The organism is Nostoc sp. JL23, assembly GCF_017115065.1.
Classification (GTDB): domain Bacteria; phylum Cyanobacteriota; class Cyanobacteriia; order Cyanobacteriales; family Nostocaceae; genus Nostoc; species Nostoc punctiforme_A.
This window is the reverse complement of sequence record NZ_JABXKN010000015.1, coordinates 103879-130835: the sequence shown is the minus strand read 5'-3', so window position 1 is coordinate 130835 and position 26957 is coordinate 103879. Positions and strand designations below refer to the sequence as shown.

Sequence of the window (26957 nt, the reverse complement as noted above, 5' to 3'; positions counted from 1 at the left end):
ACAAGTAAGAGAACTAGCTTTTCAACATCTGAATTCCTTCAAAAGCCTGAAGCCCTTGCTTTTACGTTGATTATTTCATCAATCTAAAAAGCCCGTGACGAGGATTGAACTCGTGACCTCACCCTTACCAAGGGTGTGCTCTACCACTGAGCCACACGGGCGAAATTTGGTTTCGATTTTTCAGCTAAAAGTTAAAATGCTGGGAGTTTTGATGCTTACCCAGTCATTATAACTTATAACTTCGTAAGTGGTGGGCCGGGCTGGATTTGAACCAGCGTAGGCGCAAGCCAACGGATTTACAGTCCGTCTCCATTAACCACTCGGACACCGACCCGATTTGTCTCACGATTTAAAATCTTAGCACCACCTTTTATAATTAGCAAGTGGCTAGAAAAAATAACTTTGTAGGTAGAGATCGCAACAAAACTGCGTCTCTACCTTATGGATAAAAAATACTGGTTACACGCTCATCTCCAGCATTCTTTGCATTGGTCGCAGTGCAGCCAGCCGAATATCCTCTGACATAGTAATTTCGGGAGTGCGATTTTTCATTGCCCAATAGAGCTTTTCTAGGGTGTTTAACCGCATAAACGGACATTCGTTACAAGCGCAGTTATTCATCGGCGGTGCAGGAATGAAGTGCTTGTCAGGAGCTAGTTTTTGCATTTGATGAATGATTCCCGGCTCCGTAGCAACGATAAATTCTTTGGTAGGGCTGCTTTGACAATACTTGAGTAAAGCGGCTGTAGAGCCAATAAAGCTGGCGTGGCGCAATACACTACTTTCACATTCTGGATGTGCGATCGCCTCTGCTTCGGGATGGGCAATTTTTAACTGGACAATTTTCTTTTCCGAAAAGGTTTCATGGACAACACAGCTACCTTGCCATAGCACCAAATCTCGTCCTGTCTGTTCCATCACATACCGCCCCAAATTCCGATCTGGGGCGAAAATAATCGGCTGTTCTTTCGGTATCTGCTGCACAATTTTCACAGCGTTGGAGCTAGTACAAATAATATCGCTCATCGCCTTGATATCAGCAGAGCAGTTGATGTAAGATACCACCAAATGATCTGGATACGCTGCTTTAAAAGCTGCGAATTCCTCTGGTGGACAACTGTCTGCTAAAGAACAACCAGCATTCAAATCTGGTAAAAGTACTAATTTATCGGGATTAAGTATCTTTGCTGTTTCTGCCATGAAGTGAACGCCAGCAAAGACAATCACATCCGCATTGGTTTTTTCGGCGGCTCTTGCTAGTTGTAATGAATCCCCAATAAAGTCTGCAATATCCTGAATATCTGGCTCTTGATAATAATGCGCCAGGATAACGGCGTTGAGTTCTTTTTTGAGACTCTGAATCGCGGCAAACAAATCTAGTGGTAGTTCACCCAGTTGGGTGTTTTCTCGTTGAGCTAGTGCAGTGGTAAACACAGTTTAGGGGTGCTTTATGTTGCAAATGTATGTCCTGTGGATTCAATTATAGTAGTTTTTACCAAAAATAGTGGACGGTTGATATTTTGGGGTTGTGTCCAAATCGGGCTGAGTTTCATATCCTGGAGATAGACGGCAAGGAAAGTGGCATGACCAGTCAGAAAACTCAATCGATAAACCTCAAAATTGCTGTAGTTGGAGATATTCACGACCAATGGGAAGTGGAAGATGGCGTTGCACTCAAGCATTTGGGTGTTGACTTAGTGCTGTTTGTCGGGGATTTTGGCAATGAATCGGTGGAAGTGGTCAGAGCGATCGCATCTCTCGATATTCCCAAAGCAGCCGTGATGGGCAACCACGATGCCTGGTACACCGCCACCGAATGGGGACGCAAAAAGGCTCCTTATGACCGCTCTAAGGAAGACTGGGTACAGGAACAACTCGATTTATTAGGTTCGTCCCATGTTGGTTACGGTAAGTTGGATTTTCCCGCTTGGAATTTAACTGTAGTGGGGGGTCGTCCCTTTACTTGGGGTGGCCCAGAGTGGAAATTCGCGGAAATCTGTAAAGAACGTTACGGTGTGACGAGTTTGGAAGAATCCGCCGATCGCATCTTCAAAGCTGTTAAAAGCGCCGCTTACGAGACAATTATATTTTTGGGTCACAATGGGCCTAGTGGGTTAGGCGATCGCCCCGAAGACCCCTGCGGCAAAGACTGGCACCCAATTGGCGGCGACTTTGGCGATCCAGATTTGGGCGAGGCGATTTCTCAAGCCTTGACTGCTGGTAAAACCATTCCTCTGGTGACATTTGGTCACATGCACCGAGATTTACGCCATACCAAGAAGGTGCAGCGCAAGCCCATCTTTAGAAGTCCAGAGGGGACAATTTACTTAAATGCGGCTAGTGTCCCCAGGATTGTGGAAAATGACAGCGAGAAGTTGCGTAACTTTTCCATTGTCACCCTAGAGGCGGGTGTGGTTTCGCAAGTTTCCCTAGTTTGGGTGGGGAATGACTTTCAGGTGGCTAAGGGGGAAATTTTGTATGAGCGATCGCGTATTGTGTCGTAGACATTCGCATCCAGTAGTGCAATCTGCGTAGATAATAGGGTATAGTATTATCTGTCAAGTTTAGTGCTAACCAACAAAAGCGCCTGAATAGCGTCTGAAACTAGGATCAGCACAAGTTTGACAGATTTACTGGAGAGGTGGCAGAGTGGTCGATTGCGTCCGACTTGAAATCGGATGAGGCTAAAACCTCCGGGAGTTCGAATCTCCCCCTCTCCGTTGAATGAATGTTGTTATCAAGTAGTACACCTGTTTTGCATCTGCAATATATCCAAATAGATGCACAAACAGTATTTGGTTAACTACTGATGAATAATCTAAATATTAAAGAAGAAGCCCGCAAATTGATTGACAAATTGCCAGAAAATTCCACATGGGATGATTTGATGTACCAAATTTATGTTCGGCAAACTGTTGAAGCTGGACTAGCCGATAGCAAAGCTAGTAATGTTATTTCTGTACAAGAAGTGCGTAAAAAATTTGGGCTACCAGAGTGAACGTTTACTGGACAGCAACAGCAGTAGAAAATCTGTCAGCAATTTCTGCTTAAAATTTATTAATTATATGTTGCGCTAAAGAGTCATATTCTTTATCCATTCTATCCATCAAATCTTGCTGATAGTCTGACCATCTACGTGAAGTTTTCTTTGGTTTTTTTGTCATAGCCAAGTATTTAAGCGGAAGATTTAAATGTTGAATATGACTAGCTCCATTATTTAGATCCTCAATTTTTGCTATTGGCTCTGAATTTACAAAATCAGGTACACATTGATAAGGAATTTTGTCCTTCAATTGTGGAATTAGTTGCTTTTCTACTTCTTCTTGGACATTTTTTAAATGTACCTCATCAATCACAGTCTCTTTACGTTCACGAAGTGAGGGAAATCTAATACTATCAAATCCGTTGTAAATCCAACCACCCCATTTTGGCTTACCCTTTGATGGAATAAAATTATCAAAACTATTTGACTCTTTATAACTACGTTCTCCTAACTCCCATTCATTAATAAATTTTGGCAACATAGCGCCAATTAAAGTAATACAATAAGCAGAAAACAAATCAGCAGTGCATGGAACTAAAAAATAGTCTGAACAGTATAATGCAGAACGAACAAGTGTATTGAATGCAGGGGGTAAATCAATTAATACATAATCTTACTCTTTGCCTTCTTCTTTAAGAGTGTTGACTAAAAGAGAAGGAATTAAGAATTTTCTCAACCCTATACCCAGTGTTAAATCCTTGCCTACATCAAGTGAATCAGCATGGCGATTAAGCCAAAAGTCACCCAAGACTACATCTATTACTTGATTTTTAATACTATTTTGCTTTTCAAAGAAGCTGTCTTTCATATATAATTCATAATCATTACTTTTTCCTTTTGTGAGACTGCTAAGTAAATTAGTATATTTTGGTGGATAAATGTAAATTTTTGGGATTTGATTTTGGACGTATGATTGTGCGTAAGCTCTAATTGTTCTAGCTAAAGGATACTCTGTTGATTGCTCCAGATATTGAGCTAACTCTTGATAACCAATTGTTATTAAAGACAGATTACACTGGGGGTCAAAATCTATCACTAGGACTCTTTTTCCTGCTGTTGCTAATGATGCACTCAAATTAAAAATAGTAGTTGTTTTACCAACTCCGCCTTTGTTATTAAAAATTGAAATAATTTTGGTATCCATAATTATCCTTTATTTGAAGATATAAATTTCAATTGCTCGAATTAGCTATTGTAATTTTGATTTACTGTCTAGTTAGATACTAAATATAGTTAATCTAAAAAATTATGTTTTTTATTATACTACAAAAATTAGTTTTTATTAGTAATATTTGCTTTTTAAAGGTAGTAGTTAATACTAGGATATCGAAAGTTTTGAAAAAATCCGGTTTTTAGCTTCGGCTGATTAGAGACTCATTGTGCGATCGCTCCCTTCACCCTCTGCTTGCATCGTGCTAGCATGATGATAAATTCTACTTTGAGGTAAAGCGATGGCTACCCTTTATGTGAGAAATTTACCCGATGATTTGTATGCAAAACTGCAAGAGTTAGCGGCATCTGAACACCGTTCCATTAACGCCCAAGTTATAACTCTGTTAGAACAAGCTTTAAAAACTGAAGCACAGCAAATAGAAGACCAGAAACGCCAGAATGTACTTAAAGTCCTAGAAGAAAGTCGCCAGCGTCGCCGTGTGAATCCAGCAGATTTCGGATTACCTGATAGTACTCAACTGATTCGAGAAGACCGCGATAGATGAGCAATCCTCTTAGATGCGTGGTAGATACCAGTGTGTGCATCAAGTATTTTATTGCTGACCCACTAACTGGCAAAGTTAATCAACTCTTCGGTCATCTCGCTAATCCACAGACAGAAATTTTTGTTCCAGACCTTTTTTACATTGAGTGTGCTAACACCTTCTGGAAGTATGTCCGTGCAAGGATGTACACTGCTGCTGAGGTTCAGACAGATTTAGCTACTCTGAAAGCTTTTCCGTTGCGTGTTGTTTCAACAGCTGATTTGATGGCGGATGCAGTTACTATAAGCTTGAGTTATGGAACTTCTGCCTACGATGCTTCTTATATAGCACTTTCACAGCAGGTTAATGCTACTTTGCTGACTCTCGACGGTAAGCTGGTAAAGGCTTTAGCAGGTTCGTCTTATAATGTTTACTCGTTTAATGACTTTGAGGTTCCGCCGTTGGAGTCAATGTAGAAGCGATCGCCTTTCATCAGCATATATTCAACCCCAAAGCATTGAATGAGGCTAAACAAATCGATATATAACTCCGAATTGGGGAAATCAAATTTTTATCACTAACTTATCTTAGTTGCAATAAAATTAGTTTGTAAAGCAGGGGATAAACCTGCTGTTTTTTAATATTCAATTGTCAAAAATGCCTTTTACTTATAACCGCACTGTTCGCTTTCAAGATACTGATGCTGCTGGAGTAGTTTATTTTGCTAATGTTTTGGGTATTTGCCATGAAGCTTATGAAGAATCTTTAGAAGCATCAAGTATTAATCTCAAAGATTTTTTTACTAATCCATCTGTAGCTTTTCCCATTGTTCATGCTAGTGTCGATTTTTTGCGTCCTATGTTTGGTGGGGACAAGTTGCTGATTAGCTTAATTCCCCAAAAAATAGGTGTTGAGAAGTTTGAAATTACTTACGAAATTACTGTGGGTGAGGTGATAGTTGCTAAGGCTATTACTCGTCATGTTTGTATTGATGTGAGTAGTAGAAGTAAGCAGGAATTACCTGATGAGATAGTTCAGTGGTTGGAGACGAACCGCAGAGACGCAGAGGACGCAGAGAGAAGAAGGTCGAGAGAGATTATGTGATGGAATTTTGCAGGAATTCTGTGGCGATTTGCTGTAACTGTTGACGGTTAATTTTACCTTGGGAGTTGCGAGGTAGGTATTGCTGGGGAATCCAATATTTTGGGATTTTAAATTTGCTGAGTTTGTTTTTGAGTAGGGTTTGGATTTTTAAGGCAGAGATATCTGATTGTTTGGGAATGTAAATTGCTATTAAGGCTTGTCCCCAGTGTTTATCTGGGATGCCGATGACACAGATATCACTAACCATTTGAGTAGCTTGTATTGCTGATTCAATCTCTGCTGGGTAAATATTTTCTCCACCTGTAATAATTTTGTCGCTGTTACGTCCGACAATATTTAAATTACCTTGTTCGTCTAAAAAGCCTAAATCATCTACTTGGAAATAAGTTTGATTTTCTCTATTTTTAGGATAGTAACCAATGGCTAAAGATTGAGCATGAATGGTGATATTTCCGATTTGATTTGAATTTAAAATCTCGCCTTGCTGATTGCGAATAGTTACTTTTGCATGGGGAAGAATTTGACCACTGCTAATTTTACCGCCGAGAAAATCATCTGGTTTGAGGGTAGCAATTTGAGAGGCGGTTTCTGTCATGCCATAGGTAGGTGCTAACCGGATGCAATTAAATCTGGATTTTTCTAGTAGTTCGTTCCATGCTGGCGCACCTCCCAAGAGTACAGTATTAAATTGGGATAGCCATTCAGTTAATTCTGGATTTTGTAGGAGGCGTTGTAACTGTGTTGGTACTAAAGATATAAAAAATTCTGATTGTTTAATATTTAATATTTGACCGGATTCTACGGCTTTAAATGGTTGAATAGCTAGTTTACCTGCGGTGGTAAAAGAGCGCATAAATTGCATTAAACCGCTAACGTGATATAGCGGTAACACGCAAAATGAATTGACTTGTTTGATTTGAAAGTATTCTGTAAATCCTTGTACCGATGAGATGAGAGTTTCCCAAGTATGGATGGCAAATTTAATTTCTCCCGATGAACCACCTGTAGGGATCATGATGCTATTGGGAATTGGGCATTGGCTATTATTATGTTCATTTCCCATTCCCCATTCCCCATTCCCCATTCCCAAAATAATATCTGGCTGTACTAAATCAAAGACTTGTTGCCATTCTTGTGTTCCCCAGTCGGGGTTACAAAGAAAAACTGGATAATTAGCTGCACAAGCGGCAATAAAACTTGCTAAAAATCGCACTGGTTCGCGTTCGGCTAAGATAATTTTTGGTGGTGTTCCACACGCTGATCGTTGTGTTAGTTCTAAATATAATTCTTGAGCTATTTGATTAAATTTGCGGCTGTTGTAACCGATAAGCCAATCATCATGAGTTAGGTTATTAAGACAGTCTAAAGGCTGTTGCATAAACTTTGAAACCACGTTTCTTCTTGTTCAAAAAAATGGTCTATGCCAAAACCAATTGCCCTATTATTTCGGGATAATTCGGCTGCTAGCTGGAGTGCCGCAAGTCTAGCGATCGCAGTTTCAAATACTGATGAAAATACAGTATCAATTTGATGCTGGTGGCAAAACGTTCTCAAACGAGATGGCGATCCGGCTATCCCAGGCTTGATCACAAAAATCCCTCGCCAACCTTGTTGATAACAGGCGGCGAGTTGCCCAAGTGTGGCGACAGATTCATCTAAAGCGATCGCAGTTTCATAACTCGTACTCAATTCCAACATCTGCTGAAATTGCTCAACGGGTAGCGGTTGTTCGATAAATTCAATTTCTAGGGTTACTTCTGGATTTGCTTTGAGATTGTCGCAAGTCCGCAGCCATAAGTTAGCTTCTTCATAGCTGAGTCCACCGTTGGCATCTAATCGCAGTTTGGTAAAGGCTGGTAGGGTGTGTATCAGCGACTCAAAAATTTTTAGTTCATGAGCGATCGCATTCACACCAATTTTCCACTTAAACGTGCGATATCCCTGCTGCCACAACGTTTCCCATTGATTTAAAGCCGCTTCACCAGCTGGTAATAAGGCACTGAAAGATTGGGCATTGGGCATGGGGCATGGGGCATTGGGCATTGAGAAGAATTCATTTCCCCACTTCCCACTCCCCCACTCCCAAGCTGACTCAAAGCCAAACTGACAAGCAGGTAACTCATCTGGGATAGAGAAAATTATCTCGTCTGTGATTTCTTCTGGGAGTTGGCGACAAAAATCTAAGGCTTGTTCTAGGGTTTCGGAACCAAACCAGCTAATGGGGGCGATTTCTCCCCAGCCGACTTTACCTGATTCATCGGTGAGACGGAGGATAATACCTTCACGAATATCCCAATTACCATGATTGGTGGTAAGCGATCGCAAAAATCTTCGCTGATATGGACGAAATTCAAATCTATAGTCATTAGTCATTAGTCAATTTATCTCTGCCCAATGCCCCATGCCCCATGCCCAACTAAAGCATAAATCCCAGTCCGAGCAGCAAGCAAGCCCAGAAATGCACGGCTACGGCGATGAATTTACAGTTACTAACTTTGTCGGGCTGGTTGTGATTTTCTTGGACGTGGCGGCATAATTTGACAGCAAAGGGTAAACTCACCCAACTCAGCAATGTCCAAGGTGGAGAAATCCCCAATAGTACAAATAGCAAGGTGAGAGGATAAATGCTACCAGTAAACCAAACTAGGAGTTGTGCCCCTTTTTGGGTTCCGAGACGGACGATAGGCGATCGCTTCCCTGCTGCTATGTCATCCTTAACTTGGTGAAAGTGTGAGCAAAACAAAATTAAGGTTGTGGCAATCCCGACAATCACTGAGGCTGCTAAACTCGTTATTGACCAAGTTTGGGTTTGGCTATAATATGCGGCTTCCACTGCTAAGGGGCCAAAGGCAAAAAAGCAAATAATCTCGCCTAAACCTTGATATCCTAAGCGAAAGGGAGGTCCTTGGTACGTATAGCCTAAACCGCAGCACAGGAGTATTATACCGATAACAGTTAGGTCATGTTGCCAAAAGGCGATCGCTAGTATGCCCAGCAATCCCAAACCTAAACACAAATTTCCTATCCAAAATATTAATGGCTTATTGCCTGTTAAGTTCACCAGAGAATGGTGCTTATTTTTATCGATACCTGTTTCAGAATCAAACACATCATTACTGATATTTTCCCAGGCAAGAATTAAGATTGCCGCAGCGACAAAAGTAGAAAATACTACACCATTGAAAATTTTATTTTCGGCAAATGCTACTGCTGTTCCTACCCAAATGGGCATAATGGCAACGCTATACATTGGCGGTTTAATCGCTGCCATCCATAACTTGGTGTTGGGATAAAAAATTTGCTTGGTGGTCATCAGTTGTGATTAATTAAATTACCGGAATATTACTCACACTTTAGATTTTATGATTTAAAGAGACGTTAGAGATGGGTGATATATAAATAACTGTCACTTTTACTATGGCTTCTTAACCTTGTGTTGTTAACACTCACCCTCACGTTGCAGTCTCAGGCTGAAACTGTCTTATCATAGTCTGAGAACACCATAAATAAGGCAAACCCTACGCTGGTGAAATAGCAACTTAATATGTTACCTGTAAAAATACGACCACGATTAATTACACTTTAGGAAGTTAACTTAAAAAAAATTTACTATCGTTAAATCCATGACAGTTTCACCATGTCGTAGCAAATTCTTTGTAAAGCACAAAGATTTATATCAATTTCTGGTAGCAGTGCAAGAAAAGTGCGTCAAAAATAATTGCAGACAAATTGTCAGTGTCTCCCAAGAAATTGATTTAGTTGACCCTTTACTTGTATTAGATGAACTTACACAAGCAAATGAAATAAATTTTTACTTTGAGGACAGAGGTAAAGGAGAAGCGATCGCGGCAATTGATGCTGTAGCAAAATTACAGATTGATGGCTCAGACCGTTTTAATCAAGCAGAATATTTTATCAAATCTTGTCTAAAGAATATAATTAATTTTGGTAACGGAAACCAACCTTTTTCTGGGCCTCACTTTTTTTGTTATTTTAGCTTTTTTGATAAAAACGCCCAAGTAGATTATCCATTTCCATCTGCTACCATTTTTCTTCCACGTTGGCAAGTAGCCGTAAAAAATCAGCGTTGCATATTAGTAACAAATATAATTATCAATCCAAATGTAAATATTGCAAGATTGTTGGAGAATGTGCAAAATAAAATTGAATTTATCCAATCTTTAGAAAATTATTCTGCTAATATTGATTGTTTTCCAGCAACCTTATATAAAAAGTCTGTCACAAATGCTCCTCAATTTAAACGTTCAGTAGTATCTGCTTTAGAAAAAATTCGGTCTAGTCATTTAAGCAAAATTGTATTAGCAGATATATTAGATGTAAAGTCAAGCACCCGGTTTAGCTTAGTTAAATCATTAAATAATCTTAGGCAAAATCATCCTAATTGTTATATTTTTTCTACCAGTAATGGCAAAGGACAAAATTTTATTGGTGCAAGTCCAGAAAGATTAATTAGTATTAATAATCAACAGTTAATCACTGATGCTTTAGCTGGTTCTGCACCACGAGGTAAAACCCCTGCGGAAGATGCAGCCAATGCCAATCGTTTATTAAATAGTGAAAAAGAAAAGCATGAACATTCGCTAGTACTTAATTTTATAACCCAACGTCTATCCCAGTTAGGTTTATCACCTCAAATATTAGCACCACGGCTGCGACAATTATCGAATATCCAGCATTTATGGACACCTATAAGTGCGATAGTTCCTACTAACATCCATCCATTAAAGATTGTCGGACAATTGCATCCTACGCCAGCCGTTGCAGGTGCATCACGAGATGTAGCTTGTGCCGAAATTCGTCGTTATGAAAGCTTTGAGAGAGGTTTGTATGCTGCACCTTTAGGTTGGATAGATTCTCAGGGTAACTGCGAGTTTATTGTGGGAATTCGTTCAGCATTAATTGATGGCGATCGCGCGAGATTGTATGCTGGTGCTGGTATAGTTGCGGGATCTGATCCTGACAAGGAGTTTGCAGAGGTGCAACTTAAACTTCAAGCTTTACTGAAAGCATTAGTTTAAAGTTAATTACTAATCTTGTATGCCAGCTAAAGATATTTACCACAATTCTGTTAGAAACGCCCTTGAAAAAGAGAGTTGGCATATTACCAACGATCCATTTATCTTAAGATGGGGTGCAAGAGATTTATATATTGATTTAGGTGCGCAAAAGCTAATAGCAGCAGAGAAAAGCGGGCATAAAATAGCAGTAGAAGTTAAAAGCTTTATCGGTGCTTCTCCAGTAACCGATTTAGAAAAGGCTCTGGGACAATATATTTTATACTACGATATTCTTAGTCGCTTAGAACCAGACCGCCGCTTGTATCTTGCTATTCGTCAACAAACATACTCAGAATTGTTCCAAGAACCAATTGGTAAGATATTGATAGAAAATCAGCGTCTTTGTTTACTCGTCTTCGATTCAGAACTAGAGGTGATTCTAGAATGGATACCTTAGATAATTATCGCAAAATAATTGAAAAAATATTAGCCGAATATGCCCGACTTCCCTATGCTCATGGAGAACTAGAAAGACAGCTAATTATTGATGAAAATGCAAACCATTACCTACTACTCACACTTGGCTGGGAAAACAAACAACGGGTACATGGGTGCCTTGTCCACGTTGATATTATCAACGATAAAATTTGGATTCAAAGAGATGGTACCGAAGATGGTATTGCTAACGAATTCGTCAATGTCGGCATTCCTAAAGATCGTATTGTTCTAGCCTTTCAACCTACCGAAATAAGAAAGTATACTGATTTTGCTGTTACATAAATTTTAAATCTAGCGATCGCGCGAGATTGTATGCTGGTGCTGGTATCGTGGCTGGCTCCGATCCTGACAAGGAGTTTGCAGAGGTGCAGCTGAAACTTCAAGCTTTACTGAAAGCGTTAGTTTAACATTCAAAAAAGGACGTTTTTAAACAGATTATTTGAGTTGATTTTAATTATCCAAAGAATTGTAGGCTTCATTGAGTTTGGTGGCTGACTCTTCTAATAAGCGTTGTTCATGAGGATTTCTTGGTAACACCAGTTGGCGCTCAATACCTTGGGAACTAATGATACATGGAAGTCCAAGAACAACTTCACTACCAACTCCATAGTTAGAATTTGCTCTCACCGATACTGGAAATATCTGCTTTTCATCCCGCAGGATGGTATCAACTAACTGACAAACTACTATTGATATGCCATAGCTAGTATTTCCCTTACGTTCAGAAATGTTATAACCTCGCTTACGGGTTAACTCTGCGTACTCTTGCTGAATTTGTTCCAGCGTTGCTCCTTGTGGTATGGGAAATTCAGCTAACAAAATTCCCCCAATAAATGCACTAGACCAAACGACAAATTCACTGTCTCCATGTTCTCCAATCACATAAACATGAACGTCTTGTTTACTAACGTTCAGTCGCTTACCAAGTTGATATCTCAGTCTAGCAGTATCAAGAACGGTTCCTGAACCGAAAATTAAGTTTTCTGCTCTAGTGGAATTGGCGATCGCAATCCGTGTTAGTACATCCACTGGATTGCTAACGATAAGTACGATTGAATTCGGTGCAACTCGATCCAATTCTTTTATTGTTGAACGCATAATTTCTGCATTATCGCTCAATATATCTAATCGGCTTTGTCCTTCTTTTTGCTGCACCCCAACAGTCACGACAATAATATCAGAATCCGCTAAATCTTCATAGTTATTTGATGGTATAATCTCCATGTCTTTAAGTAGGGGAATGGTGTCTTCAATATCCCATGCTTGCCCCTCAGCTTTTGATAAAGTTCGGTCAAAAAGGACGACTGTTACACATTTACCAAGTAGCACTAAATCATTTGCTACATTTGCACCCACATTACCTGCACCAATAATACCGACCTTGGATATTTTGCTACTCATGCGAAATCTACTTTTTTGTAACTGGCCTGACTATAGGACTCCGATTTGATTTTTGAAAACATATTGAGGTTGAAAAGCCAGTTTTATCTGGGTTTCATTTTAAATTTTGTTCAGAAATCAGACATGAGTCCTATATGTGAGAATACTTTACACTAAATCCTGATGAGTAAAAGCTTTAGCATTGGCCCCAGTGTAAGTAGCTACAATATGTCCATCGCCAGTCATTTGATATTTGTATGTGACTAATCCTTCTAAACCAACGGGGCCGCGGGGAGGCATTTGTTGTGTACTAATTCCTACTTCTGCACCAAAACCATAGCGGAAACCATCAGCAAATCTGGTAGAACAATTGTGGAATATATTAGCTGAATTTACTAGTCCAAAGAAAGTTTCAACAGATGCTGAATCTTCAGAGATAATCGCGTCAGTATGGCGAGAACCATATTCATTAATATGAGCGATCGCATCTTCTATAGAGTCTACAATCTTTATGGACAAAATAAAATCGCTATATTCTGTTTCCCAGTCTATCTCTGTTGCAGCTACAATGTTAGGTAAAATTTTCAAGGTGCGTTTATCGCCTCTTAATTCCACATGGCGTTCTTGCAAAGCCTCAGCAACTTTTGGTAAAAATTCTGTAGCAATTGATTGGTGAACTAGCAAAGTTTCAATCGCATTACAAACAGCAGGATATTGCGCTTTAGCATCGACAGTAATCGGAACTGCTTTAGAAATATCGGCGGCTTTATCTATATAAAGATGACAAATACCGTCAGCGTGACCTAGTACCGGAATGCGCGTATTTTCCTGCACAAATCTGACAAAGGAATTAGAACCTCTAGGGATAATTAAATCTACATATTTATCTAACTTCAAAAGTTCTAGAGTTTCTTCTCTAGTTGTGAGCAACTGTACCGCATCTGGATTAACAGCAGTTTGAGATAATCCCTGTTTAATTGCCTTAACTATCGCTTCACAAGAACGGACAGCTTCCTTTCCACATTTGAGGATTACACCATTTCCCGATTTGATTGCTAAAGAAGCAATTTGAATCGCCGCCTCTGGACGTGCTTCAAAAATAATTCCCAAAACACCCAAAGGACAAGTAATTCGTTTGAGAATTAAGCCAGTGTCAAGTTCGCGGTGAATTTGGATTTTACCAATAGGATCGTCTAGCTTACCTACATCTCGTACACCAACGATCGCATCTCTTAATTTATGTTCATCCAACTGCAAGCGCTTATAAAGCGGCTGGGAAATTCCGTCGGTAGTAGCAGCTTTACAATCAGCAATATTTGCTTGTAAAATTTCATCTCTAGCTGATTCTAAAGCTTGTGCGATCGCTTCAATCGCCTGATTTTTTGCCTCAGTGGAGAGAATCGCTAGCTTACTTGCAGCTTGGCGGGTTTGTCCAGCGATCGCAATTAGGGGAGAAGCTATATCAAAAATAGTCATAGTAGAAATCTTTACCTTTTCCTCATCTTATCAATCTCAGGTTATGTTCATCATTCGTCTTCCTCCAATCGGGTGAACCATTTGGGTAATCAATAATTACTCTAATCGGGTGAAGCAACACTGGGTTAAAAACATTTATTCTCTAAATATCAAACCCGGACAAAGAGGTAGTAAGTTTACCACAGCAAAAATATTATAAGTATTATTACCGTTTTCATTTGAAAATCTTAAACATGATTTATGCGTTCCCCAGGCTAGAGAGACATAGTAATATATGTTTCTCTAGTCTTTTACTTAAGTAGATATTTTATACTCTCATTATTTAAATTTTTACGAAATTGCAGTGACGATCGCTGGATCTATTGAGTATTGATAGATCAAATACCACTCCTTCAGTAGGGAGATCCTATGTCATTGCAATCTGCATTAAATGCCTTAAACCAAAAACGTTATCAAGAAGCGGTTGAATTACTCGAACAATTCTGCCGCGATTCTGTTGAACACAATTCTTCAGATTATCTTTCAGCACAGATGTGGCTGATGAAAGCTTATCAAGCCACAGGCGAAACCGAAAAAGCCAAGGTCTTGTGTCAAAAGTTAATCATGAGTGAAAATCCACAGACTCGCAGTTGGGCAGAACAAGCTAGTCAATCCTTCCGTCAAACGCCACCTAAAGCTAGCCAAAAAGCTGGTCGTGCCGTTACCACTGGGATGAAATTAGCAATGGGGGGAGTGGGTGGTAGTTTGGCGTTAGCTTCTGGTGTCACCATGACCTTGCTGTTTGGCATGGTGTTGGCTTTAGGTTTGAGCTTAGTATTTATTTTGGGTAACGATAATCCACTCCAAGGATTAGCGATCGCTATTGGTATTACCCTAGTTTTTAATATCGCCGCCTTTTTCATATCTCCATTCATCATGGACTTAACCCAAGGCTGGCTTTACCAAACTCGCTGGGTAGAGTTGGCAGAAGTTGAAACCCTCAGTCCAGAGACAGCTAAAGTTATTCGCCAAGTCTGTGAGCAGAAAAAGCTGAAAACGCCCCGTTTGGGAATCATTAACGACCAAAATCCCACGGCTTTTACTTATGGTTCATTACCGAACAGCGCCCGTTTAGTCGTCAGTCAGGGACTTTTCACATACCTTGATGACGATGAAATTGCTACCGTTTACGCTCACGAACTAGGGCACATCGTCCACTGGGACTTTGCAGTGATGACAGTAGCTTCTACCTTAGTGCAAATTTGTTACTTGATTTACAGCACAGCCAGAAGATTTGGGCGTGGTGGTGGCGATAGCAAAATCAAAGATGCGATGCAAACTGCTGCCCTAGTTGCTTACGTATTTTATGTTGTCGGTACTTATCTAGTGCTGTACCTCTCGCGCACACGGGAATATTTTGCCGACCACTTTGCAGCCGAAAGTACGGGTAATCCCAATGGATTATCCCGCGCTTTAGTGAAGATTGCCTACGGAATTTTAGAAGAAGGTTCGCGCACACAAGAACCCAGCCGTTTAATTGAAGGAACTCGCGCCTTGGGTATCTATGACCATAAAGCCGCCGCTTCCACAGGAACCGCTTACCGCATTGCATCCGATACTCAAAAAGTTGGTCGCGTCTTTCTGTGGGATATGTTTAACCCTTGGGGCTGGTGGATGGAGTTAAATTCCACTCATCCCTTGACAGGTAAGCGAGTTCGTGCATTAAGTAACTACGCCGAACAATTGGGTTTACCGACTGAGTTTGATATGGGGCGAGTTATTGGAGAAGGAAAAACTCTGAATAAAAGTAGGCTTTACGGCAACTTCTTTTTAGATGTTGTACTCTACGGCGCTGAAACAATTGGTTTCTTCGCTGGCTTGGTAACAGGTGTGATTTTGTTGTCAAGTTCGCAAAACACAGGTTTAGTATTGGGTGCGCCACTTATTGGCATAGGGATTGGAATTCTCATCAAAGCCTTGGTGATGTTCCCCGACTACAAGCAAGCACCAGAAACCGATATTCTCACCCTGATGTCAGACCCTTATGCCAGTCCATTGCGCGGACAACCAGCAAAACTTGAAGGTCAACTTATTGGTCGTGGCGACGCTGGTTATAAATTTGGTTCCGATTTAAAAATTCAAGATCGTAGCGGAATGCTTTATTTACATTACGCCTCACGCTTTGGCCCTATCGGCAATTTTTTGTTTGGGATGAAGCGAGTTCAAAGCTTGATTGGCGAACAAGTTGGGGCTGTGGGTTGGTTCCGTCGAGGTGTTGCGCCTTGGATGGATTTAATTCAACTCCAGAGTGAAAATGGCACCATTGTCAACAGTTACCATCGCTTCTGGTCATTCATCCTTGGCGGTGGATCGATTATCCTGGGAGTGGTCTTGATTATGTTTTTGAGCCGCAGCTAGCAAAGTTTCTAGGCTGCTGTGAAAGCATTTCTCAGCCCATCCAAGCTTTAATTTGTCAGGAGGTAGTTAGTAACTGCCTCTTTTTTTAATGCAAATTAAAAATCATAACAATTCCCGAAAACCCTGAGATATATAGCGGTTCTCGTTTAGATGCAATACAGTTTCACCTCTCTCCAAACCTCTCTCCTAAAAGGAGAGAGGCTTTGAATCTTACTCCCCTTCCCTTATAGGGAAGGGGCTGGGGGTTAGGTTTGTATTGCACTCAACTGATAACCGCTATATACATTTACCGTAGGTGCATGGCATTGCCCATACGTATCAACTTAAGTTAAAACGCTTATCCCACAAGCATTTTATCCCTCCCCTTACCAAGGCTACGGTGTACACATAAATCGAATTACCCCCCTTAATCCCCCCGATGCATTGGTGGGAAACCAGAAATCTAGTTCCCTCCCCTTTGCAAGGGGAGGGTTAGGGTGGGGTAATCGCATTTGCTATTTCGGGGTACGCAATTGCTATTTCGGGGTACGCATTTGCTATTTCGGGGTACGCAATTGCTATTTCGGGGTACGCAATTGCTATTTCGGGGTTCGCATTTGTTATTTCGGGGTACGCATTTGTTATTTCGGGGTTCGCATTTGCTATTTCGGGGTACGCAATTGCTATTTCGGGGTTCGCATTTGCTACCAAAAGCTTAATTGTGCATTAAACTTATTTACTACGTTTGGTAAGGTTCGCTACCACTGTCACCAACTCTTCTGGCTCAATTGGCTTGGATACATGAACTTGGAATCCAGCTTGCAGAGCTAGGCTACGTTCTTCTTCTCTAGCAAATGCCGTTAGTGCTACAGCTAGAATCTTCTCCCCTTGCTCTGCTTCCTGCGCCCGCACTTTCCGAATCAGGGAATAACCATCCTCATCAGGCATTCCGATATCACTGACTAGAACATCTGGTTTTGATTCTTCTAGTGCTTCCAGAGCTTCACATACTGAGCTAGCTGCCGCCACTTGCCCTCCAGACTCTTCAAGAATGAAGACGATTAACTCCCGCGTATCGGCATTGTCATCTACAACAAGTATTTGCAAGCCGTTGAGTATTGAGAGGTTATCGACTTTTTTTTTACTCTCTTTAATTAACTGCTCTGGTTGCGGCTCTAATAAAGGTAACGACACTGTAAATTTTGCTCCCCTTCCTTCCCCTTCGCTAAATGCGGAGACTGTGCCTGAGTGCATTTCTACTAAATGGTGTACAATTGCTAGCCCCAGCCCTAAACCATTGTCTACTCTAGTACTTGTGCTATCAGCTTGACGGAAGCGCTCAAAAATATAAGGTAGAAAGTCAACGCTAATTCCCTTACCTGTGTCCGAGACAGTTATCTGGACATTTGAGTTTACCTGTTCCAGATGCACTTCAACTCGCCCTCCGTTAGGTGTGAACTTGACGGCATTAGAGAGCAAATTCCAGACAACTTGTTGCAGACGTTCGGCATCACCCATAACTTGACCAACTGAAGAGTCAAGATTAAATTCAACTTGAATATCTTTAATTTCAGATGTGGGATGTACAACTTCAATTGCCGCTTGAATTATCGGCACAAGGTCAACTTTACGGATATTTAGGCGAATTAGTCCTTGTACAATGCGTGAGACATCCAGGATATCTTCAATCAGTTTTCTTTGAAGTTTGGCATTCCGCTCGATTGTCTCTAATGCCTTAGAGGTAGTTGCTTGGTCCCATTTGCGAGTACGTATTACTTGAACCCAACCCAGCATAGAATTGAGAGGTGTCCGAAGTTCGTGGGAAACGATCGCTAAAAATTCTTCCTTGATGCGGTTAGCTTCTTGGGCTTGCCGATAAAGACGGGCATTGTCAATGGCGAATGCTGCTCGTTGAGCAAGTTCTTCAGCCATTTCTAGGTCTACAGTAGTGTAATGGCGTCCTGGTTGTGCAGAGGCAAATAGAATTGTCCCCAGCTTGCGTTCGCGTACTAACAATGGTACTACCATCTGAGACTTAACTTGGAGTTGGCGCAGCAGACTAAAGTGTTCCTCGTTTGAGGACTTTCTCTGTAATGAAGACTCAAGAATGTTTGTCACCAGTTCCGGCTTACCAGTCCGTAAAACCTGCGGTGGGCCATAATCAGCATCAACAGGAATTGGATAGGATTGTTGGAGTTCTCGTATCAGTTCTTCCTTCCCTGGTTCAGATGCAGCGATAACTGAGTTAGTGAAGACTGGCAAATTATTTTCGACGATATCCACAATACACCAATCAGCAAGGGTAGGCACTGCTAATTGCGCGAGGCTAGTTAGGGTAGTGCGATAATCTAAGGAAGATACCAAAACACGACTTGCTTCAGCCAAAAAATTAGAGCGCTTTTCTGCGGCTTGGGCTGCGATTCGGGCGGCTTGCTCATTGGCAAATAACTGCTCGCGCTGCAACTCTAAAAGCTTACGCTGGGTAATGTCACGCATTAGCCAGCGCAGAGCAACTGGCTTACCTTTTTCGTCACGGACGGTAACTACTGTCAATGCAACATAAAAACAGATTTTTTCTCGTGGTTGTAAACACACTTCCCATTCCCCGCCTCGGTCGAGCTGCTGCAACTGAGTTAGGTAATTAAAAAAATCTTGATGATCTGACTGGGCGATGAAAGTAAGAAGCGGTTTGCCAATCAAAAATCGCTGTACAACATTGAGGTGTAAGGTAGCAGCACGGTTAGCTTCCAGGATAGTGCCGAATGTATCAGTTACCAAGTAACCATCAGGCGCAAAATGAAATAATTCATGGTAGCGCTGACGCTCCTTCTCTATTACGATTCGTGTTGCTTGTAATTCCTCGGAGGCGATTTTTAGTTCTTCTAAAGTAATTTGAAGTTCCTCAAAAGCCTCTGCTGTTAGCTCATGCTGTGAATACGGCTCACTTGTAGTCCTTTGCACTAATCCCGTGACCCGTGAGCGCAATGTCTCTACTTGTTGACTAAAATCGTCTACATTCATATTGCTCACTTTGCTAAGACTAAGAAGCGCACGCCAGAATTAAACATCATCAGGCTAAATATAAACTCAAATGTATGCTCAAAGCTGATCTCAAAACTATTGCTCAAAAGATAGAGGTTTGTCTTGACGAGGCAAGTTCTACAAAGTGAATTAGACACAATACAGTTCTTAACCTCTAACTACCATCATAAAATAAAGAATTCGTCAAGAAATCTACCTAGAGTGTTGTACAGCAAGAAACATAATAGGTAGATTTCAGCAAATATCTTATAGCTTAAGGGGGGACTGGTGCCAGAGGAAAGGCATCTAATTTGTTTTGACATAAATGTAACTAACTTACTATGTAGCGAGAAAAAGGTAAGTATTATGAGGTTGATATCAATGCAATATAAGTCTTAGATTTTTTGTCTAAAAGTCTCAACATTAGTATATAGAAACTAACAAAATAGATTCAGATGAACGTGATATTTGGTATGGGGTGGGCATGATAAATAGATTATGCACACAACCCTGAGAGAATTCTGATGATAAATGCGATCGCTAGGAGATTTCGCCAACTTATGGCTGGGAAAAACACCCCAATTGGCAGATATGACCATAAAAACAAAACCAAGCATTCCTTAGCACTGTATACCTGCATAGGATTAATAGGTGGAATTCTGGCATTGTTGTTAATGTCGTCCCCAGGAGTGGCCCAAAAACCACAACTCCAACAACCGTTATTAGTAGCTACACGAGTTATACCGCCTTTTGTGCTATCAAACAAAAGTGAGTTATCAGGGTTCAGTATCGACCTCTGGCGCAACATCACTAACCAAATAGGTGTAGAGTCTAAATTTATTGAATATTCCAGTGTGCCGCAACTGCTTTCGGCTATTAAAGAAAGCAAAGCCAACTTGGGGATTTCAGCCATCTCAATTACAGCCGAACGCGAGCAGAATTTTGATTTCTCCTTACCGATTTTTTCTGGGGGACTGCAAATTATGGTGAGAAACCCAGAGAGCAACAGCAGTGCCTTCCCAAATATTTTGCAATTGTTTTTCTCTACTAGCCTCTTGCAGGTAATAGGCGTTGCCCTAGTACTAATTGTGGTAGCAGCCCACATTATTTGGTTATCTGAGCGTCATCACCAAGATGGGATGATTCCTAAATCATACTTTCCTGGCATTTTCAAAGCCTGTTGGTGGGCAGCTGCCACATTAGCAACCCAAGCTGACGAAATGCCCAAAGGAGTAATGGGACGGTTAGTAGGTATTGTTTGGATGTTCATCGGAGTACTTTTTGCCGCCTACTTTACAGCCAGCGCGACTACCTCATTGACAGTGCAACAACTTCAGGGCGATATCAGGAGTATAGACGATTTACCCGGCAAGGTAGTAGCCACAACTGCGGGTAGTACAGCCGCCACATACCTGCGAGAACATAAGATTTCAGTTTTAGAAGTTACCAAGATTGAGCAAGCTTACAATGCTCTGCAAACAAAAAAAGCTGATGCCGTAGTGTTTGATGCGCCTGTACTCCTCTTCTATGCTGCCAATGAAGGCAAAGGGAAAGTACAGATTGTTGGCAGTATCTTGCGTGAAGAAAGCTATGGTATCATTCTGCCCAACAACAGTCCCTACCGCAAACCAATTAATCAGGCTCTGCTGAGTCTCAAAGAAAATGGCACTTATCAATCGCTATATGATAAGTGGTTTGATGCTGAAAAATCTTGAAGAAGGGAGCAGGGGAAGCAGAGGAGGCAGGGGAGGCAGAGGAAGAAAGAATAACTAATGCCCTATTCCCTATTCCCTATTCCCTATTCCCTATTCCCTATTCCCTTCTTTCGCCAGTTGAGCTTTTGCCTGTTGCCACAAGTTTTCTAATTCATTCAAATTGTAATCAGAAAGGGGACGGTCAACAACCGCCTCCATTTTTTCTAATCGCTGGACAAAGCGCTGATTTGTGCCTTGTAAAGCGGTGCTGGGGTCAAGATTATGCCAACGCGCTAGCTGAATAACTGCAAATAGTAAATCGCCTAATTCTGCTTCTTGTCGTTCGGGTGTTTCCTCAGCTAAAGCTTGCTGGAACTCTCCCAACTCCTCATGAAACTTATCCCAGACACCCTGAATATTTTCCCATTCAAACCCGATCGCCGCAGCCTTTTGAGAAATCTTCATCGCCGCCGTCAGTGGGGGAAGAGTACGTCCATAACGAGCGAGTTTAGCACTAAATTTTTGCGCGTCTGGAGATGCTTCGCCCTTTTCCGCAGCTTTAATTTGTTCCCAATTTTGCCGCACTTCATCCACACTGGCAACCGACACATCACCAAACACATGAGGATGACGGCGAATCAACTTTTGGGAAATCCCCTGAGTGATTTCCTTGAGAGAAAATTGCCCCGATTCACTAGCGATTTGGGCTTGTAATACCACCTGTAATAATAAATCGCCTAACTCCTCTGCGATCGCACCCTGATCCCCACTCTTAATCGCATCCACCACCTCATAAGCTTCCTCAATCACATAAGGCGTCAAAGTTTCGGCAGTTTGAGCCAAATCCCAAGGACAACCACCATTAGGCTCACGCAACTTCGCCACCACCTCAATCAACTCCTGCAACGCCGCCAAAGTCTCTTCTTGCTTTTCCATACCTCTGCGCTTCCCTTAGCTACCTAAAGCGTTTAAAAAAATTATTTCTTTACTCTCGGACGACGACTACCACCCCTGATCACTTTCCGCCTCTTAATTTTGCCACTAGGAAGCAACCCCCGAACCCCCTGCTTTCGCACGCGCTTATAAGCCGAACCGCCCCAATCGCTAAGAGAATGACTCATCGCACCGAGTTCCAGCCCCAAAAACAGGGCGATATATTCAGTATCGTATTGCACGAGCGATCGCCCCACAATTCCCCACAATTCCTGCCAACTAAAACTCAGATTCCAAAACCTTTGAGCGATCGCCAAAACAAAAATTGCCAAAATAGCAAGCAAACACCCCAGATAAAGTATCCGCAAAATCGTGCCAATAATCGGCCCGTGGGATAAAAAAGAACGATGCCGCAGACTTTTTTGATAAGGTAGCCAAATCCAGCGCAAGAAACCCCAGCGTTGGAATTGCACAGAGTAAATATCCAAATCGGGGCCAAACATCAGCCCGCCAAATATAAACCCACCTGCAACCAACAAAGTCGCACTGCTACTGCGAGTTTGCCAAAAAGTAACGCCCGCCACCAATGGCAGAGCATACATAGTAATGCGATCGTGCGTTCGACCAGAGGGCATCCTAAATCCTGTTAGCGATAGCGGGGCGTTGAGCCAGTGCTGAATAACTGAATACTGAGTCAGTATAAGAGAAAAAAAGATTTTCTTGAAACTAGTAGCGCAATGCGAAATGTTTTGCTATATTAGTTAAGGATTAGTCAAACGGGCGGTTAGCTCAGTTGGTAGAGCGCCTGCCTTACAAGCAGGATGTCATCAGTTCGAGTCTGGTACTGCCCATTTTTGGAAAAGCCGCCACCTGGCGGCTTTTTAATTGGAACCATAACTTTGCCGTCACGATTTACGGTAATATTAATATCCTAAATCACCTGAAATTACCCGCAAGCACAGAGTAATTTTAGCTCAGATTTAGCACATGAAACTGACAATTGAGGTTATCAATGATCGCTTAAAGGCAGCCAAAATTGGAGTAAAGGTGGAAGCTAGGGGCGATCGCTTGTCATTGCGGGCCACGCTACCACCTAAACCGGGGAGCAATAAAACCAAGCCCTATCAGCAGTATCTTGCCTTGGGAATTTACGCCAATCCCGCAGGACTGCAACGAGCGCTTGCTGAAGCCCAAATCGTCGGCGGACTATTAGCGCGGGGTGAATTTGATTGGAACCGATATCTTATAGATGAGCAGGAATTGGGGATTGGCGATTGGGCAGAGTGGATAGAAAAGCTACGCAACGATTACTTTGCCCAAAAAGGTGACACGCCAAACACGCAATTCACTTGGAAGAACGACTATGAAGCAGCCTTCAAAAATCTGAAGGGAGAAGTTACCAGTGCCTCACTTATAGCAGCTGCTACTTCCACTACTGCTAACAGCCGCTCTCGCAAACGGACTTGTGAAAAATTACAGCTTTTAGCTGAACTTGCTGAAATAAAAATTGACCTTAAACCCTATATTGGTAATTACGGCAACGCCCAGACTAAGCCACGAAATATCCCTACTGACGATCAGATAATTCAGGTGCGATCGCTGTTTGATAATTCCCCGAACTGGCAGTGGGTGTATGGAGTCATCGCAGCTTATGGGCTGAGAAGCCATGAGGTTTTCTATTGCGAAATATCCCAGAATCTTGCCTGCCACGTACTAGAAGGAAAGACTGGGGAGCGGATTTGTTACCCCCTGCATCCAGAATGGGCAACCGAGTGGCATCTGTGGCTAATGAAAAAACCTCGGTGCAGTGGAAAAACTTACCGAGACTATGGGAAGCGAGTAACTTCTACCTTTTGGCGACGCGATGTGCCTTTTGATGCGTATGATTTGAGACACGCTTATTGTATTAGGGGGAGCGTGAGGTACAAATTACCAGTAGTAACAATGGCATCATGGGCGGGGCACAGCCCTGTAGTCCACTACCAAACATATAATCGCTGGATTTCAGAAGTAGAACACGCGAAAGCGTTTGAGGATTTGCGGAGTCGCCTGCAATGATTGGCGAAGCACCGTAGTTCTTGAAAAATTTTTCATCTACCGGACATACTCCAGTTTCGCTTGCTCAAATGCGATATTAACCGCCTTCATACGCTCTGAATCTGGGAGAGTACCACTGTCTGGATGATAAATTTTAGCGCAAGCATAATAGGCGGCTCGGACTGTAGCAAAATCTACATCACAAGCAACACCTAAAACTTCTCGCCAGGTAAGGGTAGTGCTTTGTTTTGGTGCTTGAGGTTGTTGCGACGATTGGGTTTTCTTTTGAGAGCGCGACTTGGATTTATCTGACTTTGATGAGCCAGTTGAACGCTTTCTCTTAGGCTCTGAGCGCACGTCTGGACGCTGCAAGACGTAATCTTCAATTTTGTGCTTGAAGACAATTGGCGCAATGGAAGACACCCGACAATTACGAATTACTCGCAAAGCTGAGATGTATTCGCCTATAGCCCGAAGATTGTCTTTGGCTCTATCCCAAGCATCGCAACAGATTACATAGCTCTGCCCTTTGATGCGGAAATAAACGCCGATACCTGGGTCAGATGGCTCCTTGAAACTGGCGTAGGGAAGCCCATCTTTACGAAGCGGAATGTCAGACGAAATAACGACATTATCAGCCCCAAATAACCGCAACTCATCCAACAAATCGTCCCGCGCCTTAGCAAAGCCAGCCCGATAGGTAGCTGAGGCGCGTTTGCTGCTGGGTGTGCGTTGGCTTGTCGGCGGCCACGCTAGAGGGTAAGCGGTAATTAGCATCTCTGTGCAACAAATTGAGGGATCTAAAGTCCCTCGCTATTATGAAATAATTCGTACTTTTCTAAACAACCTACCAGGGGAAATCTTCTTCAACGGGTCTACGGAATCCTGATGCATTCCTATGTCCTCCGCCATTAAATTGTGTAGCGATCGCACTGACATCAAAATTGCCACCATCTTTATCAGATCGCAAATCCCAATGCTCAACCCCATCCTCAATGCGATAGGAGGCAGAAAACGCAGCTTCAGGATACTCCTTATAAAGCCACGCACACACATCACTTCGTAGGCGTTCCTCTCCACTCGCCAGAGCAACTACTGGGATAGAATAGCCAGCCAATTCCATCCAAATGTGGCGAAGTGCGATCGCCTCCACTTTCTTCCTTTTCTCATCCAATCGCGGCTGCCCAATTGGAACCATATAATCAAGAAACTCTTCCTGACCAAGATGCTCTAGCTGATCAAACAATTCAAACGAGCGCCACAGAACAGCAAAAGCCTCGCGCACTGCCTCTGAGTGGGGCAATTTCCACTCCCATAAATCCTGATCCTGAACATATCCCAAAAAGACAGGCATGGGTTTGTTGGGGAAGAAATACTCCCAAGTTAGTACCGCGCCACATTTGGTCATATCAAAGCGCAGAATGCCGCCAGCAAACCCTTCGAGCATGGATTTAGCGGTTTTGTGGTGGTCGATGACTACAATCTCACATCCCATATCTGCCCATTGCTGCAAAATTTCCTTATTGAAGCTGAAATCGACAATGATGAGGCGATCGCCTTTCTCAACAATTGGCAATTCTTCACTCTGATACTGCCAGCCGATTAATTCAGCTTCGGGGTAAACTTTATTCACACACCAAGATGCTGCAATACCATCAGGGCAAGGAAAATCAGGCTTGATATTGTGGTAGATAATTTTGGTATTCATATTAAAAATTTCCTGCAAAATCTTTCATTGACTGAATAACACTGTCGTATTTATTGGTAGGAATATCGCTGGTTTTTTCTAAATTGAAACCAGCTAAAACCGATCGGACATCACCATCGGATAGCTTCAATTCGTTACGAGCGATCGCCCACAATCTTTTGGCTTGAGGTTCGGTAATTGTCTGGGCAGGATTCACGCCAGACATATCGTGCAAGATAGAGCCTTCTTTATCCTTTCTAGGCTTCTGGGCTAATCCAGCTTCGGTCTTTATTTCTTTAGCAATCTTGCGCTTAGTTTCCTCCCAATCCTGGCTATCTGGCTCCACTATCGTTACGTCCAGCAAGCACAAAGTACTGTATCTGCGTCCATAACTGATTTTCGCCGCCAAATCTTTAGGGTCGTTAAAGTCAGATGGTAGCAAAAACAGCGATTCTAGCTGTTCGCCGCTTTCGTGGCGGAGTGAGGAAATAAGACAGTATTTACCTTCCACGAAGCCCATTTGATGAGCGATCGCCATTCCATGCTGCGAGAGAATTGGAGTAATGGCAGGCAGAATTTCTTCTAGTTCTGCATAAGTAAAGTTGATTTCCCTGCCTGTTTTGGCGAGGATTTTGACTGTGCGATTAGCCAAGATAACCGGAATTTCTGCTTTAGCTTTGGCAAGGGCTGCATTTAGTTGGGGTGTAGGTTCACTCATGATTCAAGCAACAAAAGAGGGTATTTCCCCCAATAAACTACTTATAGATAGATTGGTATTAGTTTGACACTCCCGCCGCCCAGAGCCTCGATAATCGCAACCAAAGTCTGCATAGCAAGACATTAAAATGTTCGTCAAAATTGTCATTGTCGCTAACATGTGTAATGTATAATACAACACGAAATTATCTTGTAGTAAGGGTGGACAAAGTATGTAGGCGAATAGCCCTCGCATTGCGTGGCTTGCATGGAGCGGTGGCATCGCCTACGCACCTC

Annotated in this window: 26 protein-coding genes and 4 tRNA genes; 14 read left to right on the top strand and 16 right to left on the bottom strand. The window is 42.1% G+C overall.

What is annotated here, in order from left to right; all coding sequences use genetic code 11:
• Window positions 1–89: 89 nt before the first annotated feature.
• The 3 genes from HWQ42_RS02275 to nadA all read right to left on the bottom strand — a co-directional run bounded on the left by HWQ42_RS02275 (window position 90) and on the right by nadA (window position 1434).
• Window positions 90–161 (bottom strand) — tRNA-Thr (locus tag HWQ42_RS02275).
• An 87-nt stretch (window positions 162–248) separates the two neighbouring features.
• A tRNA-Tyr gene (locus HWQ42_RS02270) sits at window positions 249–334 on the bottom strand.
• Window positions 335–459: 125 nt separating this feature from the next.
• Window positions 460–1434 (bottom strand): quinolinate synthase NadA, encoded by a 975-nt coding sequence (gene nadA / locus HWQ42_RS02265; RefSeq protein WP_292808950.1) that lies wholly within the window; start codon window positions 1432–1434, stop codon window positions 460–462.
• Between the two features lie 149 nt (window positions 1435–1583).
• Between nadA and HWQ42_RS02260 the strand changes: the two genes are divergently transcribed.
• The 3 genes from HWQ42_RS02260 (at window position 1584) to HWQ42_RS02250 (ending at window position 2998) form a co-directional block, all read left to right on the top strand.
• Window positions 1584–2504 (top strand): TIGR04168 family protein, encoded by a 921-nt coding sequence (locus HWQ42_RS02260; protein ID WP_292808972.1) that lies wholly within the window; start codon window positions 1584–1586, stop codon window positions 2502–2504.
• Window positions 2505–2635: 131 nt separating this feature from the next.
• Window positions 2636–2720 (top strand) — tRNA-Ser (locus HWQ42_RS02255).
• An 89-nt stretch (window positions 2721–2809) separates the two neighbouring features.
• Window positions 2810–2998, top strand: a complete 189-nt coding sequence (locus HWQ42_RS02250; protein WP_292808948.1) for a hypothetical protein — start codon at window positions 2810–2812, stop codon at window positions 2996–2998.
• A gap of 49 nt (window positions 2999–3047) precedes the next feature.
• On the opposite strand, the gene HWQ42_RS02245 is transcribed toward HWQ42_RS02250, so the two are convergent.
• Together HWQ42_RS02245 and HWQ42_RS02240 are read right to left on the bottom strand one after the other, a co-directional pair.
• Window positions 3048–3644 carry a hypothetical protein gene (locus tag HWQ42_RS02245; protein ID WP_292808971.1) on the bottom strand — a complete coding sequence of 199 codons (597 nt, stop codon included), beginning with the start codon at window positions 3642–3644 and terminating at the stop codon, window positions 3048–3050.
• A 12-nt stretch (window positions 3645–3656) separates the two neighbouring features.
• Window positions 3657–4187, bottom strand: a complete 531-nt coding sequence (locus HWQ42_RS02240; protein WP_292808946.1) for an AAA family ATPase — start codon at window positions 4185–4187, stop codon at window positions 3657–3659.
• Window positions 4188–4494: 307 nt separating this feature from the next.
• On the opposite strand from HWQ42_RS02240, the gene HWQ42_RS02235 reads away from it, so the two are divergent.
• The 3 genes from HWQ42_RS02235 to HWQ42_RS02225 all read left to right on the top strand — a co-directional run bounded on the left by HWQ42_RS02235 (window position 4495) and on the right by HWQ42_RS02225 (window position 5844).
• The gene (locus HWQ42_RS02235) at window positions 4495–4761 is read left to right on the top strand and encodes an Arc family DNA-binding protein (protein ID WP_174710242.1); all 267 of its coding nucleotides are present in this window, start codon (window positions 4495–4497) and stop codon (window positions 4759–4761) included.
• Window positions 4758–5216, top strand: coding sequence for a type II toxin-antitoxin system VapC family toxin (locus tag HWQ42_RS02230; RefSeq protein ID WP_292808942.1), 459 nt, complete (start codon window positions 4758–4760; stop codon window positions 5214–5216). Before HWQ42_RS02235 ends, HWQ42_RS02230 begins: the two co-directional genes overlap by 4 nt.
• 181 nt (window positions 5217–5397) lie before the next feature.
• On the top strand, window positions 5398–5844 hold the full coding sequence (locus HWQ42_RS02225; protein WP_190892687.1) for a thioesterase family protein: 447 nt from the start codon (window positions 5398–5400) through the stop codon (window positions 5842–5844).
• On the opposite strand, the gene HWQ42_RS02220 is transcribed toward HWQ42_RS02225, so the two are convergent.
• From HWQ42_RS02220 to menA, 3 genes are read right to left on the bottom strand one after another with little or no spacing between them, the layout of a single operon-like run.
• Window positions 5837–7222: a 2-succinylbenzoate--CoA ligase gene (locus HWQ42_RS02220; protein ID WP_292808938.1), complete on the bottom strand. Its 1386-nt coding sequence runs from the start codon at window positions 7220–7222 to the stop codon at window positions 5837–5839. The genes HWQ42_RS02225 and HWQ42_RS02220 overlap by 8 nt on opposite strands.
• On the bottom strand, window positions 7207–8217 hold the full coding sequence (locus tag HWQ42_RS02215; protein ID WP_292808936.1) for an o-succinylbenzoate synthase: 1011 nt from the start codon (window positions 8215–8217) through the stop codon (window positions 7207–7209). Before HWQ42_RS02215 ends, HWQ42_RS02220 begins: the two co-directional genes overlap by 16 nt.
• Before the next feature lie 43 nt (window positions 8218–8260).
• The gene (gene menA / locus HWQ42_RS02210) at window positions 8261–9157 is read right to left on the bottom strand and encodes a 2-carboxy-1,4-naphthoquinone phytyltransferase (protein ID WP_292808935.1); all 897 of its coding nucleotides are present in this window, start codon (window positions 9155–9157) and stop codon (window positions 8261–8263) included.
• Between the two features lie 310 nt (window positions 9158–9467).
• Between menA and HWQ42_RS02205 the strand changes: the two genes are divergently transcribed.
• The 4 genes from HWQ42_RS02205 to HWQ42_RS02190 are packed head-to-tail and all read left to right on the top strand — an operon-like array spanning window position 9468 to window position 11767.
• Window positions 9468–10883 (top strand): isochorismate synthase MenF, encoded by a 1416-nt coding sequence (locus tag HWQ42_RS02205; protein ID WP_292808933.1) that lies wholly within the window; start codon window positions 9468–9470, stop codon window positions 10881–10883.
• A gap of 19 nt (window positions 10884–10902) precedes the next feature.
• A complete protein-coding gene (locus HWQ42_RS02200) occupies window positions 10903–11319 on the top strand; it encodes an element excision factor XisH family protein (protein ID WP_292808931.1) in 417 nt (138 codons plus the stop codon).
• Complete coding sequence (locus HWQ42_RS02195) at window positions 11307–11642, top strand: XisI protein (RefSeq protein ID WP_292808929.1); 336 nt, start codon at window positions 11307–11309, stop codon at window positions 11640–11642. Before HWQ42_RS02200 ends, HWQ42_RS02195 begins: the two co-directional genes overlap by 13 nt.
• Window positions 11639–11767, top strand: a complete 129-nt coding sequence (locus HWQ42_RS02190; RefSeq protein WP_292808970.1) for a chorismate-binding protein — start codon at window positions 11639–11641, stop codon at window positions 11765–11767. The genes HWQ42_RS02195 and HWQ42_RS02190 overlap by 4 nt, the downstream gene beginning before the upstream one ends.
• Before the next feature lie 43 nt (window positions 11768–11810).
• Here the strand turns inward: HWQ42_RS02190 and HWQ42_RS02185 are convergent, their stop codons facing one another.
• Complete coding sequence (locus tag HWQ42_RS02185; protein ID WP_292808928.1) at window positions 11811–12761, bottom strand: L-lactate dehydrogenase; 951 nt, start codon at window positions 12759–12761, stop codon at window positions 11811–11813.
• 147 nt (window positions 12762–12908) lie between these two features.
• Window positions 12909–14216 (bottom strand): glutamate-5-semialdehyde dehydrogenase, encoded by a 1308-nt coding sequence (locus tag HWQ42_RS02180; protein ID WP_292808926.1) that lies wholly within the window; start codon window positions 14214–14216, stop codon window positions 12909–12911.
• A gap of 408 nt (window positions 14217–14624) precedes the next feature.
• Here HWQ42_RS02180 and HWQ42_RS02175 point away from each other — a divergent pair, with 408 nt between their 5' ends.
• Window positions 14625–16613 carry a zinc metalloprotease HtpX gene (locus HWQ42_RS02175; protein WP_292808924.1) on the top strand — a complete coding sequence of 663 codons (1989 nt, stop codon included), beginning with the start codon at window positions 14625–14627 and terminating at the stop codon, window positions 16611–16613.
• 711 nt (window positions 16614–17324) lie between these two features.
• Here the strand turns inward: HWQ42_RS02175 and HWQ42_RS02170 are convergent.
• The gene (locus HWQ42_RS02170) at window positions 17325–19613 is read right to left on the bottom strand and encodes an ATP-binding protein (protein WP_292808923.1); all 2289 of its coding nucleotides are present in this window, start codon (window positions 19611–19613) and stop codon (window positions 17325–17327) included.
• A 524-nt stretch (window positions 19614–20137) separates the two neighbouring features.
• Here HWQ42_RS02170 and HWQ42_RS02165 point away from each other — a divergent pair.
• Window positions 20138–21328, top strand: a complete 1191-nt coding sequence (locus tag HWQ42_RS02165; RefSeq protein ID WP_292808921.1) for a transporter substrate-binding domain-containing protein — start codon at window positions 20138–20140, stop codon at window positions 21326–21328.
• Between the two features lie 90 nt (window positions 21329–21418).
• Here the strand turns inward: HWQ42_RS02165 and mazG are convergent, their stop codons facing one another.
• Both mazG and HWQ42_RS02155 read right to left on the bottom strand, forming a co-directional pair.
• Window positions 21419–22243, bottom strand: coding sequence for a nucleoside triphosphate pyrophosphohydrolase (gene mazG / locus HWQ42_RS02160; protein WP_292808919.1), 825 nt, complete (start codon window positions 22241–22243; stop codon window positions 21419–21421).
• A 41-nt stretch (window positions 22244–22284) separates the two neighbouring features.
• Window positions 22285–22875 carry a metal-binding protein gene (locus HWQ42_RS02155; protein ID WP_292808917.1) on the bottom strand — a complete coding sequence of 197 codons (591 nt, stop codon included), beginning with the start codon at window positions 22873–22875 and terminating at the stop codon, window positions 22285–22287.
• Window positions 22876–23018: 143 nt separating this feature from the next.
• Here HWQ42_RS02155 and HWQ42_RS02150 point away from each other — a divergent pair.
• Both HWQ42_RS02150 and HWQ42_RS02145 read left to right on the top strand, forming a co-directional pair.
• Window positions 23019–23091, top strand: a tRNA-Val gene (locus HWQ42_RS02150).
• Window positions 23092–23227: 136 nt separating this feature from the next.
• Window positions 23228–24298, top strand: a complete 1071-nt coding sequence (locus tag HWQ42_RS02145) for an integrase (protein WP_292808916.1) — start codon at window positions 23228–23230, stop codon at window positions 24296–24298.
• Between the two features lie 36 nt (window positions 24299–24334).
• Here the strand turns inward: HWQ42_RS02145 and HWQ42_RS02140 are convergent, their stop codons facing one another.
• From HWQ42_RS02140 to HWQ42_RS02130, 3 genes are all read right to left on the bottom strand, one after another.
• Entirely contained in the window at window positions 24335–25054 is a 720-nt protein-coding gene (locus tag HWQ42_RS02140; RefSeq protein ID WP_292808914.1) for a J domain-containing protein, read from the bottom strand.
• Between the two features lie 70 nt (window positions 25055–25124).
• On the bottom strand, window positions 25125–25985 hold the full coding sequence (locus tag HWQ42_RS02135) for a hypothetical protein (protein ID WP_292808912.1): 861 nt from the start codon (window positions 25983–25985) through the stop codon (window positions 25125–25127).
• Window position 25986: 1 nt separating this feature from the next.
• A complete protein-coding gene (locus HWQ42_RS02130; RefSeq protein ID WP_292808910.1) occupies window positions 25987–26682 on the bottom strand; it encodes an ERF family protein in 696 nt (231 codons plus the stop codon).
• Between the last annotated feature and the right edge of the window lie 275 nt (window positions 26683–26957).